Origin of the sequence: Bradyrhizobium cenepequi (assembly GCF_020329485.1) — a bacterium.
Classification (GTDB): Bacteria; Pseudomonadota; Alphaproteobacteria; order Rhizobiales; family Xanthobacteraceae; genus Bradyrhizobium; species Bradyrhizobium cenepequi.
Genome location: NZ_JAGKJI010000009.1, coordinates 78,424 through 93,837, shown reverse-complemented (window position 1 = coordinate 93,837; position 15,414 = coordinate 78,424). Strand labels below are relative to the sequence as shown.

The 15,414-nt window shown below is 63.7% G+C and carries 13 protein-coding genes and 1 pseudogene; 10 read left to right on the top strand and 4 right to left on the bottom strand.

What is annotated here, in order from left to right; all coding sequences use genetic code 11:
- Window positions 1-73: 73 nt before the first annotated feature.
- The 3 genes and pseudogenes from soxC to J6497_RS13270 all read left to right on the top strand — a co-directional run.
- Window positions 74-1,339 carry a sulfite dehydrogenase gene (gene soxC / locus J6497_RS13280; RefSeq protein ID WP_225704715.1) on the top strand — a complete coding sequence of 422 codons (1,266 nt, stop codon included), beginning with the start codon at window positions 74-76 and terminating at the stop codon, window positions 1,337-1,339.
- Window positions 1,326-1,865, top strand: a complete 540-nt coding sequence (locus J6497_RS13275) for a c-type cytochrome (RefSeq protein ID WP_225704714.1) — start codon at window positions 1,326-1,328, stop codon at window positions 1,863-1,865. The genes soxC and J6497_RS13275 overlap by 14 nt, the downstream gene beginning before the upstream one ends.
- 878 nt (window positions 1,866-2,743) lie before the next feature.
- Window positions 2,744-2,989, top strand: a pseudogene (locus tag J6497_RS13270) (MFS transporter); the annotation flags it as partial.
- A 22-nt stretch (window positions 2,990-3,011) separates the two neighbouring features.
- Here the strand turns inward: J6497_RS13270 and J6497_RS13265 are convergent.
- From J6497_RS13265 to J6497_RS13250, 4 genes are all read right to left on the bottom strand, one after another.
- Window positions 3,012-3,296 (bottom strand): DUF2158 domain-containing protein, encoded by a 285-nt coding sequence (locus tag J6497_RS13265; RefSeq protein WP_225704713.1) that lies wholly within the window; start codon window positions 3,294-3,296, stop codon window positions 3,012-3,014.
- Between the two features lie 167 nt (window positions 3,297-3,463).
- Window positions 3,464-4,429 (bottom strand): RNA polymerase factor sigma-32, encoded by a 966-nt coding sequence (locus J6497_RS13260; protein WP_225704712.1) that lies wholly within the window; start codon window positions 4,427-4,429, stop codon window positions 3,464-3,466.
- Window positions 4,430-4,966: 537 nt separating this feature from the next.
- Window positions 4,967-6,331 carry a PQQ-dependent sugar dehydrogenase gene (locus J6497_RS13255; protein WP_225704711.1) on the bottom strand — a complete coding sequence of 455 codons (1,365 nt, stop codon included), beginning with the start codon at window positions 6,329-6,331 and terminating at the stop codon, window positions 4,967-4,969.
- The gene (locus J6497_RS13250; protein ID WP_225704710.1) at window positions 6,328-6,798 is read right to left on the bottom strand and encodes a DUF2231 domain-containing protein; all 471 of its coding nucleotides are present in this window, start codon (window positions 6,796-6,798) and stop codon (window positions 6,328-6,330) included. The genes J6497_RS13255 and J6497_RS13250 overlap by 4 nt, the downstream gene beginning before the upstream one ends.
- A gap of 514 nt (window positions 6,799-7,312) precedes the next feature.
- Here J6497_RS13250 and J6497_RS13245 point away from each other — a divergent pair.
- From J6497_RS13245 to J6497_RS13215, 7 genes are all read left to right on the top strand, one after another.
- Window positions 7,313-7,909 carry an STN domain-containing protein gene (locus tag J6497_RS13245; RefSeq protein ID WP_225704709.1) on the top strand — a complete coding sequence of 199 codons (597 nt, stop codon included), beginning with the start codon at window positions 7,313-7,315 and terminating at the stop codon, window positions 7,907-7,909.
- A gap of 284 nt (window positions 7,910-8,193) precedes the next feature.
- Entirely contained in the window at window positions 8,194-8,745 is a 552-nt protein-coding gene (locus J6497_RS13240; protein WP_225704708.1) for an RNA polymerase sigma factor, read from the top strand.
- A 264-nt stretch (window positions 8,746-9,009) separates the two neighbouring features.
- Window positions 9,010-10,008 (top strand): FecR family protein, encoded by a 999-nt coding sequence (locus J6497_RS13235; RefSeq protein WP_225704707.1) that lies wholly within the window; start codon window positions 9,010-9,012, stop codon window positions 10,006-10,008.
- Between the two features lie 129 nt (window positions 10,009-10,137).
- Window positions 10,138-10,899, top strand: coding sequence for a S1 family peptidase (locus J6497_RS13230; RefSeq protein ID WP_225704706.1), 762 nt, complete (start codon window positions 10,138-10,140; stop codon window positions 10,897-10,899).
- Window positions 10,900-11,008: 109 nt separating this feature from the next.
- Window positions 11,009-11,395 carry a hypothetical protein gene (locus tag J6497_RS13225; protein WP_225704705.1) on the top strand — a complete coding sequence of 129 codons (387 nt, stop codon included), beginning with the start codon at window positions 11,009-11,011 and terminating at the stop codon, window positions 11,393-11,395.
- A 231-nt stretch (window positions 11,396-11,626) separates the two neighbouring features.
- On the top strand, window positions 11,627-13,375 hold the full coding sequence (locus tag J6497_RS13220) for a ShlB/FhaC/HecB family hemolysin secretion/activation protein (RefSeq protein ID WP_225704704.1): 1,749 nt from the start codon (window positions 11,627-11,629) through the stop codon (window positions 13,373-13,375).
- Entirely contained in the window at window positions 13,375-15,411 is a 2,037-nt protein-coding gene (locus J6497_RS13215; RefSeq protein ID WP_225704703.1) for a DUF2341 domain-containing protein, read from the top strand. The genes J6497_RS13220 and J6497_RS13215 overlap by 1 nt, the downstream gene beginning before the upstream one ends.
- Window positions 15,412-15,414 lie beyond the last annotated feature (3 nt).

Below are 15,414 nucleotides of genomic sequence, written 5' to 3'. Positions count from 1 at the left end.
ATGTGAAGGCGTGTGCTTAGCGTTGGGTGATTGGCTTGAGATCGATCAATGAGAGCGGCAAGGGAAAGCGTCAATGAGCGAGCAAACAACTGCCAACCGCGAACGACGACCATCTCGCCGGCATTTTCTGCGAGCAGGTGCGGCGGTCGCGGGCGGAGCCGCGCTCGCCGCGGCGCCAGCCGCCGCGGACACTGGCAACCTTCCGCCCAACATTCCCGAATGGATGAAGGCGCCGGGCGCACCGATGGGCGATCAGCCCTATGGCACGCCGTCGATCTACGAGAAGGGCGTCGTCAAGAACATCTCCAAGACGCTGCCGCAATATCTCTCCGCCTCCGGCCGCACGCCGCTGCAGGAGGTCGATGGCATCATCACGCCGAACGGGCTGTTCTATGAACGCCATCACGGCGGCGTCCCGACGATCGATCCGGCACAGCACAGGTTGATGCTGCATGGCCTCGTCGATCATCCGCTGATCTTCACGATGGACGACATCCGTCGCTTCCCGTCGCAATCGCGGATCCATTTCATCGAGTGCTCCGGCAATCCCGTCTACTCCAAGCCCTACGGCAAGACCGCGTCCGACCTCGTCGGCCTCGTGAGCTGCGCCGAGTGGACCGGCGTGATGCTGAAGGATGTTCTGGACGAAGCCGGCCTGCAGAAGGAAGCGAAATGGATCGTCGCCGAGGGCGCGGATGCGGCGGCGATGACGCGCTCGATCCCGATCGAGAAATGCCTCGACGATGCGATGCTGGTCTACAGCCAGAACGGCGAGCGGCTGCGACCCCAGCAGGGCTATCCGCTGCGCCTGCTGCTGCCGGGCTTCGAGGGCAACATGAACATCAAATGGCTGCGGCGGCTGAAGGCGGTGGCCGAGCCCGTCTATTCGCGCGAGGAGACCTCCAAATATACCGATCTGATGCCCGACGGCACCGCGCGCGAGTTCACCTTCTACATGGAGGCGAAGTCGATCATCCTGCGTCCCTCGGGCGGACAGAAACTAAACGGCAGCGGCTTCCACGAGATATCCGGCATCGCCTGGAGCGGACACGGCAAGATCAAGCGCGTCGAAGTTTCGGTCGATGACGGCAAGAGCTGGCAGGTGGCCAAGTTGCAGGAGCCGGTCCTGACCCGCGCGCTCACCCGCTTCCGCCTGCCATGGCAGTGGGACGGCACTCCTGCCGTGATCCAGAGCCGCGCAATCGACGAGACCGAGTACGTGCAGCCGACGCTCGCTGAGTTGCTCGCGGTTCGCGGCGTCAATCATTACTACCACAACAACGCGATCTGGCCGTGGCGCATCGATTCGAACGGGGAGGTGAGCAATGCGCTTGGCTAGACCGCACGTCGCGCTGCTCGCCGCCTTGATTGCCGGGCTCGCCGTTGCCGCGCAGGCCGACGAGCGTTTTCACATCGGCCGAGCGGCGACGCCGGCGGAGATCAAGGGCTGGGACATCGACATCGGCCATGACGGATCGAACCTGCCGCCGGGCAATGGCAGCGTTGAGCGCGGCCGTGTGGTCTTCAGCGAACAATGCGCGTCCTGCCATGGCGCCGACGGGCAGGGCGGTGTCGGCGATCGCCTGGCCGGCGGGCAGGGCACGCTGGCAAGCGCAAAGCCGGCGCGCACCGTCGGCAGCTACTGGCCCTATGCGCCGACGCTGTTCGACTATATCCGCCGCGCCATGCCGCAGAACGCGCCGCAGTCGCTAAGCGATGAGGATGTCTATGCGGTCTCTGCCTACATCCTCCATCTCAACGGCCTCGCTCCGGCGGACGCCGTGCTCGATGCCAAGACGCTCGCCGCGATCAAGATGCCGAACCGCGATCGGTTCGTCTCCGACCCGCGGCCTGACGTGCCGTAGTTCTCGTTATGGGTCCGGGCTACGCCAAGGCTTGGGCGCGGCGCGTAAGCCCGAGACGACGTGGGGAGAGTTCTGATTCAATTGTCAAACAGCTCTCCGCTGTCATCGTCCGCCACCGGGTCGGCGCAAAGCGCCGCCCGATGACAGGCTCCGGTGGACGATCCAGTATTCCAGAGGCGTCTGAGCTTAAGCCGAGAGGCTGCCGGATACCGGATGCCCGCTTTCGCGGGCATGACGATGGAGTGTGAGAAGAGGATGCGCGTCCGCGTTCTCGCAGCGTGTTTCGCCCGAGGTTTGCTTCACTTTCGACCCTCCTCCTCGATATCAGAGGGCGCAGGGAAAGCCGGGTGCCGGCTGCACCCGTGGGCCCCGTGCAACAAAAAGCACGGGGGTAGGACCACAGGTCGACCGGAGCAACACCGGCTTTCCCTGCGCAGTGGTTTTACGGCTTACTTCGTGCTCTTCCCGGTGACCGGGCTTTCTTGCCACCGTCGCCTCTCGCGCAAATTTCTTCGCGCAAAAAACTTAGCGCCAGCGTCGGGGCGCCAGAACCACACGACTTCGCCGTCCGCGAGTGCCGCGCTCGTCAGTCGCAACACCCGCGTCCACCGCATCTCACCGCACGTTCGTGACGATCGCGAGCCGCCCCTCATTTGGATGAGACGCGCGGAGTTAAATCACTGATTTGCCCGACGGCGGAAGCGGAATGTTTTTCGCAGGCTGACTGGACGGGCCAAATCACTTTGGAATTGCTGATGAATTTTTCTCTGTCATTCCGGGGCATCGCGAAGCGATGAGCCCGGAATCCATTGCTCCGCTCGCGCCTGCGGTCCCATGGATTCCGGGTTCGCGCTTCGCGCGCTCCGGAATGACAGTAGCTCCGGGTGCTGGAGACGGCGGGCGAAGCCGGCCGGACGCTCGCCTCGGGCCTCAACATCGGCGCCTTCAATCTCGGCAATGCATTCGGCGCCTGGGCTGGCGGCATCACCATCGATCATGGGCTTGGTTTCACGGCGCTGCCGCTGGTTGCGGCGGCGATCACCTCGGCTGGTCTTGCCCTGGCGCTGTGGAGCCTGCGCCTCGACCGGCCGCGGGCTGAGGTAGCGACGTGTCCGGCGGAGTAGCGCAATGGTCAGATGTCTGCGATCAGAATTTTCGGAGGACCTCGACGGGGAAGGTCGCATTGTTGGTCTGGCCGGTGCCGTCGATCCAGAAGCAATCGACCTGATCGTCTTTGACCGTGTCCACCGTCATCAATGACCCACCTGAACGCAGGCGGACAAGATCGCCGGGCTGAAGTTGGGGCGTCGCAGGTCCGGTGGTCGAGCCGCTCTGTGAGGCCGGCGTGGCAAAGGCTTCAGCGAAGAACGGTGCGTTGAGCGACAGGATCAGCCTGGAACCGATTGCGAAGCGCTTCATCGTTGCGAGCATGTCGGAGCCTCGGTGGGCTCCCTCTCCCGCTTGCGGGAGAGGGCTGGGGTGAGGGTGTCTCCACGATGGGACTTTCCGTGGGGAGAGAGCCCCACCCGGCGCTCCGCGCCGACCTCCCCCGCAAGCGGGAGAGGTGAAATGAACGCGCCGCCAAATGTCATCGTGCTCTACACCTGCATTTCGTAATCCGCACGCATGCTTTCATAAGCCGCCTCGTTCCTTCGATATGGTTGATCGCGGTGCGTAGGCGGTACGCTCGTCGGGCCATCGGACGTCAATCGATCAGTCTTCAGATAGCCGACCGCCGCGCGCTTCACTTTTTCGAAGGCGTGGTTCTCGATTTGCCGCACGCGCTCCGGCGAAATGTCCATCCGGCGGGCGAGCTCTGCGAGCGTGGGCGGATTTTCGGTGAGGCGCCGTGCCTCGAAGACTTGCCGTTCCCGCGGTGTCAGCACCTTCAGGGCAGCCAAGAGCGCGCTCGTCTGGTGGCTCGTTTCATCCCGCTCCGCCAGCATCACTTCGGCGTCCGGGGAATCATCGACCAGCATCGTCTCCCATTCCGCCGCCTGTCCATCGTCGTCCATCGGCTTGTTCAGGGAGAAGTCGCCGCGCAGCCGGCCGTCCATCTCGATCACGTCGGCAGCGGTGACGCCCAGGTGCTCGGCGACCACATTGGCAATCTCCGGCGTGAGCGAGGTGCGGTTGTTTGAGACTTTTCTGATTTCGCTCCTGAGGCGAAAGAACAGCTTCTTCTGAGCGGCGGTCGTTCCGATCTTGACGAGCGACCAGGAGCGCAGGATGTATTCGTGAATGTTGGCCTTGATCCACCAGAGTGCGTAAGTCGAAAAGCGCGAGCCGCGGTCCGGCTCGAAGCGTTGTGCGGCAACGACCAGGCCGACATTTGCCTCGGCAATGATATCGGGGAGCGGCAGGCCATATCCGCGATAATGCCGCGCGACCTTGGCCGCGAGCCTGAGATGACTCTTGACGAGAGCATGCAGCGCGGCTTGATCGCCGAGTTCACGCCAACGCCGTGCAAGCTGTTGTTCCTGTTCTGCGTCCAGTAGGCAGTATTGTTCCATCGTATAGGTTCCGTCAGTTATGGCGCTCGGCGTTTTCAAAGTCTGAGGCATGTCGAGGCAATACGATCATTAGGGGCAAGCGCTGCACCGGTCTTTCGAGAGCGACGGTTTTTTGCTGAAACGCACATTTCAGATCGCGCTGGTTGGCCGCACGGCCTCTGCGTCGGGCCAGGCGAATCGCGGATCGATCGCGGCACGACGTCCGGAGCCGGAGTTTGCGTCGTGCCAACGTCGAAGCGATCGAGGCTGATGACGTGGACTGAGCTGTTCATGGCGATCACGCTCGCGTTCGGAGTTAGGTGCTTGACGAGCGTAGGCCTGGCGCGGTCAGCGGAGCCACTAAACAGGCGTTCAATGAGTTCACGTCCGATTGAGGGAAAGTTACTGTCTTACAGATCGGTGAGCTTGCGGCGCTCGCAGGCAAGCGGGCTCACGCTGCGGTTATTTTGCAGTGATGAAGAGTAACGTGCGATTGAGGAAGGTGCCGTGCGAATTGGCAAAAGCGCGAGGCTCGGTTGATGGCGGAGCCGGGCGTCGCGAATACGAGCGACGCCCGGCTCTGCCACGCTCCTTGGGCTCCTCGAGCTCTTAAGTGGCGGGCTTGGGTTGAGCGGGGCTGGCAGACGACACCCGCCAAACCGTGTTTCCAACATCGTCGGCGATCAGCAGAGCGCCCGCCTGGTCGATCGCGAGGCCAACCGGCCTGCCGCGTGCGCGGTCGTTCGCGTTGAGGAATCCCGTGACGACGTCCTGCGCAGGACCGGATGGCTTGCCGCCGCTAAACGGCACGAACACCACCTTGTAGCCGTTGAGCGGGGTTCGATCCCAGCTTCCATGCTCGGCGACGAACGCGCCTGCGCGGTACTGCGCTGGAAGGTTGTTGCCTGTGTACATGGCGAGGCCGAGCGGTGCCACATGCGAACTCAGAGCGTAATCCGGCACGATCGCCTTGGCCACGAGATCAGGGCGTTGCGGCTCGACCCTCGGATCGAGATGCTGGCCATAGTAGCTGTAAGGCCAGCCATAGAAGCCGCCGTCCTGCACCGAGGTCAGATAATCAGGCACGAGGTCGGGGCCGATCTCATCGCGTTCGTTGGCGATGGCCCAGAGCTTGCCGGTCTCGGGCTCCCATTGCAGCCCGGTGGGATTGCGCACGCCGCTGGCGAAGATATGATGGGCGCCGGTCGCGCGGTCGACCTCCCAGATCGCCGCTCTCTCATACTCGGCCTGGATGCCATTTTCGGTGATGTTGCTGTTCGAGCCGACGCCGACATAGAGCTTCTTGCCATCAGGGCTTGCGAGCAATGCCTTGGTCCAGTGATGATCGATGGGCCCGCCGGGAAGATCGGTTAGCTTGGTGCCGGGGGCGGTGATGCTGGTTTGTCCGTCCTCATACGGATATCGCACGATCGCATCCGTGTTTGCGACGTAGAGATCGTGGCCGACCAGCGCAACGCCAAACGGCGAGTTGAGGTGGTCAAGGAAGGTGGAGCGCACATCGGGAATGCCGTCGCCATTGGTGTCGCGCAACAGCGTGATGCGATTTGCATCCTGCGCCTTGGCGCCTGCGAATGATTGCACCCAGCCGGTGACGAGATCCTTGGGCCGGAAGACCGGAGCCTTCGGTCCATTGCTTTCGACCACCAGCACATCGCCGTTCGGCAGCACGTAAAGCGATCGCGGGTGTTCGAACCCGGTGGCCATTGCACGGATCTGCATTCCTTCCGGCACCTTCGGTGTTTCGCCGCCCCACGGGACGGGCCGCGCAATCCTGATCGGCGGCAGCAGATATTGCTGCAATTCCGGCAAGTACGGATGGACGCCGATCTGCCTTGCAGGAGCCCCGCCACTGTCGTCACAGCCCGCAAGGCTCAAGGTGGCTGCAGCGACGACAGCCACCGCGGCAAAGCGCGGCAGCTGCGCCGCACGTGCTAGACTGAGCAAGCTGGTCATCGGGCTGCTCCCAACTGATCGCCATCGGTCAGGCTCCAGCCTCCCACCAACAGGGAGAGCAGGAGGATTGTGACGAGCCCCGAAAGCACAAGCCCCGTCGGCACCACCGCGGTATATCCGTCGCGGCTGTGAACGAGGACGTTCACGACCGAGAGCACGATCGCGATGGCGTAGGTGAGTGCACGAAACCAGGCCGGCCTCTGCCTGCCAATCAGGAGATCGATCACGGCGGCGATGGCCGCAATCGTTGCGATCACGAGGCCGGCGGCAATCAGCCAGACCGAGAACCTTTCCCACATCACGAGCGCGGTTTGCCAATAGGCGATATCGGTGACGAAGGCGCCGATCAGGTAGGCGACCGAAAACGGCAGCAGCATTTGATTAATGGCGTGTCGGCGGGGCGCAACTACCGGCACCGCTTCGGTCTCGACCGTAGAAATGGTGTGAGCCACCGCGACCTGCGTCATGGTTCGATCCTCACGATGGTATGCGCGTGCGCGGCGTCGGTCTGCCAACGCCTGCTTTGCGAGGCAACTTTTGGCCTGCTCGAGATGCTGGAGCGCTTCGTGGCTCCCATGGGTAGAGATGGAAAGTGGACAGCGCTTTCAAAAGCACGCGTGCGAAACTGACGGTAAATCCTCTGTGACTTTTGTGCCCGCCAAGCTCCACTCGGCTCGCGAAGCGTATCCGGTCGCCTCCCGCATTCGAGCCGGATGTCAAGGTTGGTCACGTGACGCTGTCAGGTCGATCTGTCATATGGTTGACATAGGAAGGTACGATGTGGAAGCAGCCGATGAGACGGCTCAGTTGTCATTGATGGTACGTATTGGCCAAATCGCTTCGTCCCGTGTGCAAGTCCGGCAAAGGATGCGCTTGCGCCGCCTCGGCGTCTGGTCTTTGGCGAAGATCGCGGCCGTACTTGTCATTCTGGTGGGGGTTACCGTCGCATCCGGAAACGAGCGGAAGCCGCCGATTGGTCTCATGACGTTTAACATCCCGGCACAGCCGCTGATCGACGCCTTGCAGGCGTACAGCCAGCAGGCCGGCGTCCAGGTGATGTTCGAGACGACCTCGGCGGCCGATCTCCGTTCGCAGTCGGTCAACGGCGAGTACACGCCGCAGGCGGCGCTATTGATGCTGTTGGCCGATACGGACCTGAGAGTTCGCTATAGCCGAACCAACGCCGTGACGCTCGCGCCGGCCTCTGCGCCGGATCCCGACGAGCCGCCCATCCATCCTCCGGGCTCCGCGGACATCACGCTTGGAACGCTGCGTGTGCGCGGCACAAGCGATGCTTCCGATCGCAATCTCGGTGAGTATATCGGCCTCGTCCAATCTGACATTCAGAAGGCGCTCAAGGGCGGGCGGAATAGGCGCGGTGAATATCGGGTCGGGGTCAAGCTATGGGTGACGCCGTCCTCCCGAACCGTTGATAGAGCCGAGCTCGACGGATCGACAGGCGACGTTGATCGGGATAGTTCGATAACCGAGGCTTTGCGCGGTCTGGTGTTGAGCCAGCAGGCGCCGCCCAACATGCCGCTGCCGATCCGCTTCATGATCTCGATTCATGCGCTCTAAATCCAGTCGACAAAATATAAAGGGTTGCCTCAAGCTCCGGCGACACCTTACTCGATGCCGTAGCGATTAAGCGATTCTCGAGGCGCTCAGATGTTGCCCTCGGGCGAAATGGCCGCGGTACCTCAATATTCTCGCGCCCGTAGTGCTCGATTGTCGCAATCGCGGACCAGCTTGCAAGTGACTACGATCCGTCACGCGAGTGTCATCCTCGGTCGATAGGGAAAATAGTGGGAATGACCACGGGTCTGCGAAACCGCAGGACGTGGGCGTTGCGGGGCTGGTAAGTGTCTGATTCCAACAGTAAATCTCTGCGAGAAACAGTCGCAGCTGATTACGAGGGCTTGGCCAAACGCCTGACGCGTTGCCTTGGCTCGTCGGATTTCGCACGCGAGGCGCTGCACGAAGCGTTTATGCGGGTCGATCGTGTGTCGGATGCGGTGCCGATTCAGAGCCCCATCGACTATCTCTTTCGCACCGCGCTGAACGTCGCCAAGGATCGGCGCAAGAGCGATCGGCACTTGCTGAACTCTGCGGAAATCGCTGATATCATGGACGTCCCGGACGACCGTCCGGACCCGGCGATGGTCACGGAAGCACGTATCGAACTGATGGAGTTTCAGAAGGCGCTCGCAGAATTGCCCGCTCGCCGGCGCGATGTGTTCGTGGCAGCCCATCTTGACCATCTCCCCCATCGCGAGATCGCCGCTCGGTTTGGCATCAATGTGCGTACGGTCGATTTCGACCTGCAGCATGCCATGGAGCATCTCAGCCGCCGGCTCGGCCGCAGCGTTCTCCGCCGCCTCGGGCCGCGTCCAAAGCAGAAGTCCGGCGAGTAGCTTGCGTCTCGGTAGCGGACGTGTTTGTCAGGCCGTCTGGGATCATTTCCCGACGCACGCGCTTGAGTGCTCGCAGGAGCGGGGATTCCTCAAGAAAAATTTTGAAAGATGCACTTTCCATAGCGACAAAGTGCTTGAAAGTGCGGATAGCTTGCATTTTCGATTCAGTCTTCCTTTGCGTCAATCGTCTATAGAGCAAGAGGGCGCGGTATTTTCGGTACGCCGGAGTCATTCGGCGGGAGAGACAACAAAGAGCGATTGGCCTTGACCGCAGGCGACGATATTCCTTCCGGGCTGGATCCGCTGTTGCGGCAAGCGCTTGCGTGGGTCATTCGCCTGCACTCGGGCGAGGCGACATCGGAAGATGCTGCTGCTTTGGCACTTTGGCGGCAGCGCAGCGCCGAACACGAGGCCGCCTTCCGCGATGCCGTGAGGCTGTGGCGGACTTTCGGCGAGGCCACGCGCAAGCTCGCGAGCGAATCGGAGCTTATGAATGTCGAACGCAGGACACCACCTGGCGCGCGCGACAGGCTCAGCCGTCGGGCGCTGATCGGGGGCGCAATGGCTGCCGCATCCGTGGCCGGCGGATATTTGGTCGTCCGTCCGCCGATGGGGCTTTGGCCGTCGTTCGAAGAACTCTCGGCGGACTATCGGACGACCAAGGGCGAGCGGCGCAACATTGCCTTGTCCGATAATGTCACGCTGACGCTCAATACCCAGACGAGCATCGCCATACGATCTGAGCAGGGGACGCCGCGCATCGAACTGATTTCGGGCGAGGCTGCCGTCCAGGCCGAGCGCGATGCGCCCGTGCCACTTGTCATTGATGCCGGCGGGGGCCGTGTCACGACACGTCGCGCCAGTTTCAATGTGAAATGTCTCGATCGTGTTGTCTCGGTGTCGTGTATTGAAGGCGCTGTCGAAATCGAATGGAGAGGACAACGCGTCGCCATGTCGGGGGAGCAGCAGATATCCTATTCGGCGGAGACGGGGCTGGGGCCCGCATCGCACGCGGATATCGAGCAGGCGAACGCCTGGCGAAAGGGACTTCTCATCGTCCGCGACTGGCCGGTCGGGCGGCTGGTCGAAGAGATCAACCGCTACCGGCCGGGCCGGATTGTCATTATGGACGAGCAACTCGGCCGCCGCATGATTTCCGGCACGTTCCATCTCGATCACCTGGACGACTTCATCGCTCAGGCCCACGGCCTGTTCGGCGCGACGGCACGGTCGCTGCCCGGAGGCATCGTATTGCTGAGCTAGCGTTTTGAACGGGCTGCATATCCCCTGCGACAAACGTTCGACAGAGCGGGTCTGCCAGATAAACTGCAGGGCAATAGGGATTCAATGATCAAGTCGCGACATGCGGATGGCGTGCGCCGGTGTCGCAGGTTGGCCACCGTCATCCAAGGAATTGCGGTCGGTTTCGGATTGCTGGGGCTGACAATTTCGGCAGCCTGGCGCGCCGAGGCCCACGACATCGGCTGGGCGGCGGTTGGGCAGTTCGCGCCGAATCAGCAGCGGTCCGAGGTTTCGCCACTGGCGCGCACGCAGGAGCCTACGGTGCCTAACCGCCAAAAAACCGGCACCGGCTTTTTTGTCGACGACAAGGGCCATATGCTGACCGCCCGTCACGCGGCGGAAGATTGCTCGCGGCTCATTGTCTTCAAGGAAGGCCGGGCCCTGGCGGCGCAGGTGGTGGCTCTGTCGCCCAGTACGGATATTGCGCTGATCAAGGTGACGAAGACCCTGGGGCTGGCCGCGGTTTTCCCGAGCACGGTCGGCGTGAGCACCAACGACATGGTGTTTGCCTCCGCTTACGACAAGCTGGCGACCAACCGCGGCATGTTTGCAAACGCGACCGTCGCGGGAAGCCCAGGCAGCCAGTCGGGCGCGCTGCAGATAGATACGGATGTCACCTTCGGCGCCAGCGGTGCGCCGGTACTGGACAGTCGTGGCCTGGTACAAGGGATCATAAGCCGCAGGACCGGATCGAGCCGTGTGGTCGCGGTGGGGGCAGGGGACGCCAAGAGTTTTCTCGCCTCCAAGGGGGTTCGTGTCGCGGAAGATGACCGATCCCAGATCGTCGCCACGACCTCGCGAGCCAGCCGGGCGGCCTCGATCTCGGCGCGGGTCACGTGTTTGCAGAATTGAGGCGAGACGCATGTGGCGGAAGAGTTCCCAATCGCATCCGTTCCCGGCACGTTCGCGGCGTCGGCTCGTATCAAGGATAGCCGGTTGCGTTGCGGCGACGGCGATTGTGGTGACGTTTTCGGTGGCGCTTTCCACGCCGGCGCCGTCGCAAGACTATCGCGAGGCAAGCAAGGCGCCGCCGCATTGGACTCAATTCGCCAAGCTGGTCAGGTATCGGTTTGAAGACTGGATGGGAGCGGATGACGAGGTGTGCAATCGTTTCCGGGCCTATCTTCGCGAAAACCGGGGAAAAGAGGACGGACCGCCGCAGATGCTCGAGGTGCGCGCCTGGCTGAATCCTGACGGCACGGTCGAGAAGGTGACCTTCCCCCCGCTCAACAATGCACAGGCCGACGCTGATCTGCGGAAGATCCTCACGCGGGGCAACGTCGGGGAGGCGCCGCCGCCGGAAATGCTGCAGCCCCTGCGTCTGCGCCTGTTGCTGAATCTCAAGTAGCGGCATGACCGCCGGACGATGCCGGGAAGCAGATACCGCATAATCCGCGCCGCGCACTCCCCTGGTGAGCTGCGGGATCGCACGCGCCTTCAGCGAATCGCGTGGACGCAAAAATTTCTTAAGACTTTGATTCAGTCTCGTTCCGGCTCGATCGTCTGTTGAAGTGAGGCACCATGAGCGCGGCATTCCGCCGTGCCGTCATGTGCGTGCCCAGGAGACGAGCGAGCACCCGTGCAATCTGAGACTGGTTACAAGCGCGGCGGACCTGCGTCCGCCCGAACGGTGTTGCTCGGCCTGCGACCTGTCCTGTCGGTGATCGCCGGTGGTCTGTGTGTGCTGACGTGGAGTGAGGCGGGTGCCGCGCCGCAAAGCGCGCAGCAGCCCGCGAATGCGTCCACGGCGGATACGCCTGCGCCAGCCGGCGCGGCGCCGCAGAATTCTGCTCCTGCGCAACGCTTCGACATCGACGACTTCGCGATCCAGGGCGCCGACAAGCTGCCGCAGATCGAGATCGAGGAAGCGATCTACCCCTTCCTTGGTCCGAACAAGAGCGCCGACGATGTCGAGAAGGCGCGGGCGGCGCTGGAGAAGGCCTATCGCGACAAGGGCTATCAGACCGTCAGCGTGTCGGTGCCGACGCAGAATGCGCTGCGCGGGGTAGTCATCCTCAAGGTGACGGAGATGAAGGTCGGGCGGCTGCGGGTAAAGAATTCGCGCTACTTCGACATCGACCGGATCAAGGACAAGGCAGCATCGCTGCAAGAGGGCACGGTGCCGAACTTCAACGATGTCACCAAGGACATCGTCGCGCTCAACCAGTGGCCGGACCGGCGCGTGACGCCGGCGCTGCGGGCCGGCGTCACGCCGGGCACCGTCGACGTCGATCTCAACGTCGAGGACAAGCCGCCGCTGCACGGCACCGTCGAGGTCAACAACCGCAACTCGCCGAACACGACGCAACCCCGCCTCAGCGCCACCGTGCACTATGACAATCTGTGGCAGCTCGGGCATTCCTTCAGCTTCACCTACCAGGTGGCGCCGCAGCGGCCCAGCGACGCGCAGGTGTTCTCGGGCTCGTACCTGGCGCGGATTCCCGACCTCGACTGGCTGAGCCTGTTGGTCTACGCGGTGAAGTCGAGCAGCGACGTCGCCACCGTTGGCGGCACCAACATCGTCGGCCCCGGCGAGATCGTCGGCGGGCGCGCGGTGATGACGCTGCCGGGCCGCGAGAACTTCTTCCAGACGCTGTCGGTCGGGGTGGACTACAAGCACTTCGACCAGACCGTGGCGCTGGGCACCGACAGCTTCGCCTCCCCGGTGACCTATTATCCGGTGGTCGCCAGCTACGGCGCCACGTTCCAGAACGAGGCGTTCCTCACCCAGTTCAACGCCGGGATCACCTACAGTCTGCGTCCGTTCGGCAGCGACTGGACCGAGTTCGACGCCAAGCGCTATTACGCCTCGCCGAGCTTCACGCATTTCAACGTCGACGTCTCGCACACCCAGGAATTGCCGGAGAACTTCCAGCTCTGGGGCAAGGTGCAGGCGCAACTCGCCGACGGCCCGCTGGTGTCGAGCGAGCAGCTCAGCGCCGGCGGCCTCGACACCGTGCGCGGCTATCTGGAATCCGAGGTGCTCGGCGATGACGGCGTGATCGGCAATCTGGAGATCCGCAGCCCGAACCTCGGCGACATGCTGCAGAAGGAGATGAAGGACGAGACCGGGCAGGGCGCGCCGCGGTTTGTGACCTTCAACGACTGGCGCCTGTTCGCCTTTGCCGACGCCGCGCATGTCCGCATCCAGCGGCCGCTGCCGGAACAGCAGACGACATTCAATCTGTGGAGCTACGGCGTCGGCACCCGCTTTCGGGTGTTCAACACGTTCAACGGCCTGTTCGCGCTCTCGGTGCCGATGGTCAGCCAAACCTATAGCCGCGCGGGCGATCCGCGCCTCAACGTTCGAATCTGGGGTGAATTCTGATGATGATGGGATGGGACAAGATGCGCACGGTGCGCCGCGGTGCGAGGCGGGCGGTCGCGAACGCGACGGCCACGCTGGTGCTGGCCTGGGTCGCCGCGCTGGCGCTGTCCGCGCCGGCGCAGGCCTGGTGGAACGACGAATGGCAGCTGCGCAAGAAGATCACGATCGATGCCAGCGCCACTGGGGCCAACATCACCGATCCGATCGGCACCACGCCGGTGCTGATCCGGCTGCACACCGGCAATTTCCGCTTTGCGTCGGCCAAGGACGACGGCTCCGACCTGCGGTTTGTCGCCGGCGACGACAAGACGCCGCTGAAGTATCACGTCGAGAAATACGACTCCCTGCTCAGCGAAGCGCTGGTGTGGGTCGCGGTGCCGAACGTGCAGCCGGGGGCCAAGGCTGAGGTCTGGCTGTACTACGGCAACAAGAAGGCGGTGGCCGCGGCCGACGCCAAGGCGACCTATGATCCCGATACGCTGCTGGTCTATCACTTCAACGAGCGTGGCACGCCGTCGCTGGATTCGTCGGTGTGGGCCAACAATGCCCAGAGCGTGGGCCAGCCGGCCGAGGGCGCGATCATCGGTAATGGCGTGCGGCTGACCGGGCAAAACCCGGTGACGCTGCCGGCCGCGCCGTCGCTGACCCAGCCCGCCGGTGGCGCGTTCACCTGGTCGGCGTGGATCCGGCCGGCGGCCGTGCAGCCGAACGCGGCGCTCTACAGCCGCCGCGATGGCGCGACCGGCGACGGCCTCGTCATCGGGCTCGACAATGGCGCGCCGTTCGTCGAGGTGACGAATGCCGGCACGGCTCAGCGCAGCGGCGCCGGTGCGCCGATCGCGCCCGGCACCTGGCATCATCTGGCGATGATCGCAAACAACGGCCAGGTGACGTTGGTCCTCGACGGCAATCCTTATGCGTCGGTCGCCGCGTCGTTGCCGGCGCTGAACACGGTGGCCCTGATCGGAGGTGACACGGCTGCAACCTCCAGTGCAGCTCCGATCGCCCAGGCCGACCCGTCCGCAGCCGCGCAGTCCCCTGCTGCGCCGGCTGCGGACGGCGACGGCACGGCGGCCCCGGCGGCGGACGATGCCGCTGCCGCGGCGCCGGCGCCCGCCGCGGTGCCGGCGATGGCCGGCTTTGCCGGTGACGTCGACGAACTGCAGATTGCGAAGATCGCGCGGCCGGCCGGCTTGATCAAATTCGCCGCGATCGGGCAGGGACCCGACACCGCCAAGCTGATCTCCTTCAGCGTCGATGAGGAGACCGCAAGCTGGCTGTCGGGCTACTTCGCGGTGATCCTGAAGTCGGTCACGCTCGACGGCTGGGTCGTGATCGGCGTGCTCGTGATCATGGCGGCGCTGAGCTGGGTCGTGATGGTCGACCGCGCCGGCTATCTGAACCGCCAGGCCAAGGCCAACGCGGTGTTCATGACGCACTTCCGCGAGGTCGCCGACGATCTCACCATGCTCGACCGCGGCGAGGATGCCGAGGTCGCCACCCTCGGCGGCCGGCTTTCGGCCGCCGACGCCAAGGCGATGAAGTCCTCCTCGCTGTATCGGATCTACCACATCGGGGCCGGCGAGATCCGCCACCGCTTCCGCAGCGGCACCGCACCGGTGCTGTCCGGCGCCTCGATCGCGGCGATCCGCGCCGCGCTCGACAGCGGCGTGGTCAAGGAGATCCAGCGGCTGAACCGGCTGATGGTGGTGCTGACCATTGCGATCTCCGGCGGTCCGTTCCTCGGCCTGCTCGGCACCGTGGTCGGCGTCATGATCACCTTTGCGGCGATCGCGGCCTCCGGCGACGTCAACGTCAATGCGATCGCGCCCGGCATCGCGGCGGCGCTGGTCGCCACCGTGGCCGGCCTCGGCGTCGCGATCCCGGCGCTGTTCGGCTACAACTACCTGATCTCCAAGATCAAGGATCTGACCTCTGACATCCAGGTCTTCGTCGACGAGTTCGTGACCAAGATGGCGGAGTTCTATTCCGCCGACCGGCCGGACCCGACGGCGCACCGCATGGCCGCGGAGTAACGG

Coding starts and splice junctions, on each gene's coding strand:
- soxC (WP_225704715.1), top strand. CDS start 74: ATGAGCGAGCAAACAACTGCCAACCGCGAACGACGACCATCTCGCCGG.
- J6497_RS13275 (WP_225704714.1), top strand. CDS start 1,326: ATGCGCTTGGCTAGACCGCACGTCGCGCTGCTCGCCGCCTTGATTGCC.
- J6497_RS13265 (WP_225704713.1), bottom strand. CDS start 3,296: ATGCTCGCAACGATGAAGCGCTTCGCAATCGGTTCCAGGCTGATCCTG.
- J6497_RS13260 (WP_225704712.1), bottom strand. CDS start 4,429: ATGCCTCAGACTTTGAAAACGCCGAGCGCCATAACTGACGGAACCTAT.
- J6497_RS13255 (WP_225704711.1), bottom strand. CDS start 6,331: ATGACCAGCTTGCTCAGTCTAGCACGTGCGGCGCAGCTGCCGCGCTTT.
- J6497_RS13250 (WP_225704710.1), bottom strand. CDS start 6,798: ATGACGCAGGTCGCGGTGGCTCACACCATTTCTACGGTCGAGACCGAA.
- J6497_RS13245 (WP_225704709.1), top strand. CDS start 7,313: ATGACGTTTAACATCCCGGCACAGCCGCTGATCGACGCCTTGCAGGCG.
- J6497_RS13215 (WP_225704703.1), top strand. CDS start 13,375: ATGATGATGGGATGGGACAAGATGCGCACGGTGCGCCGCGGTGCGAGG.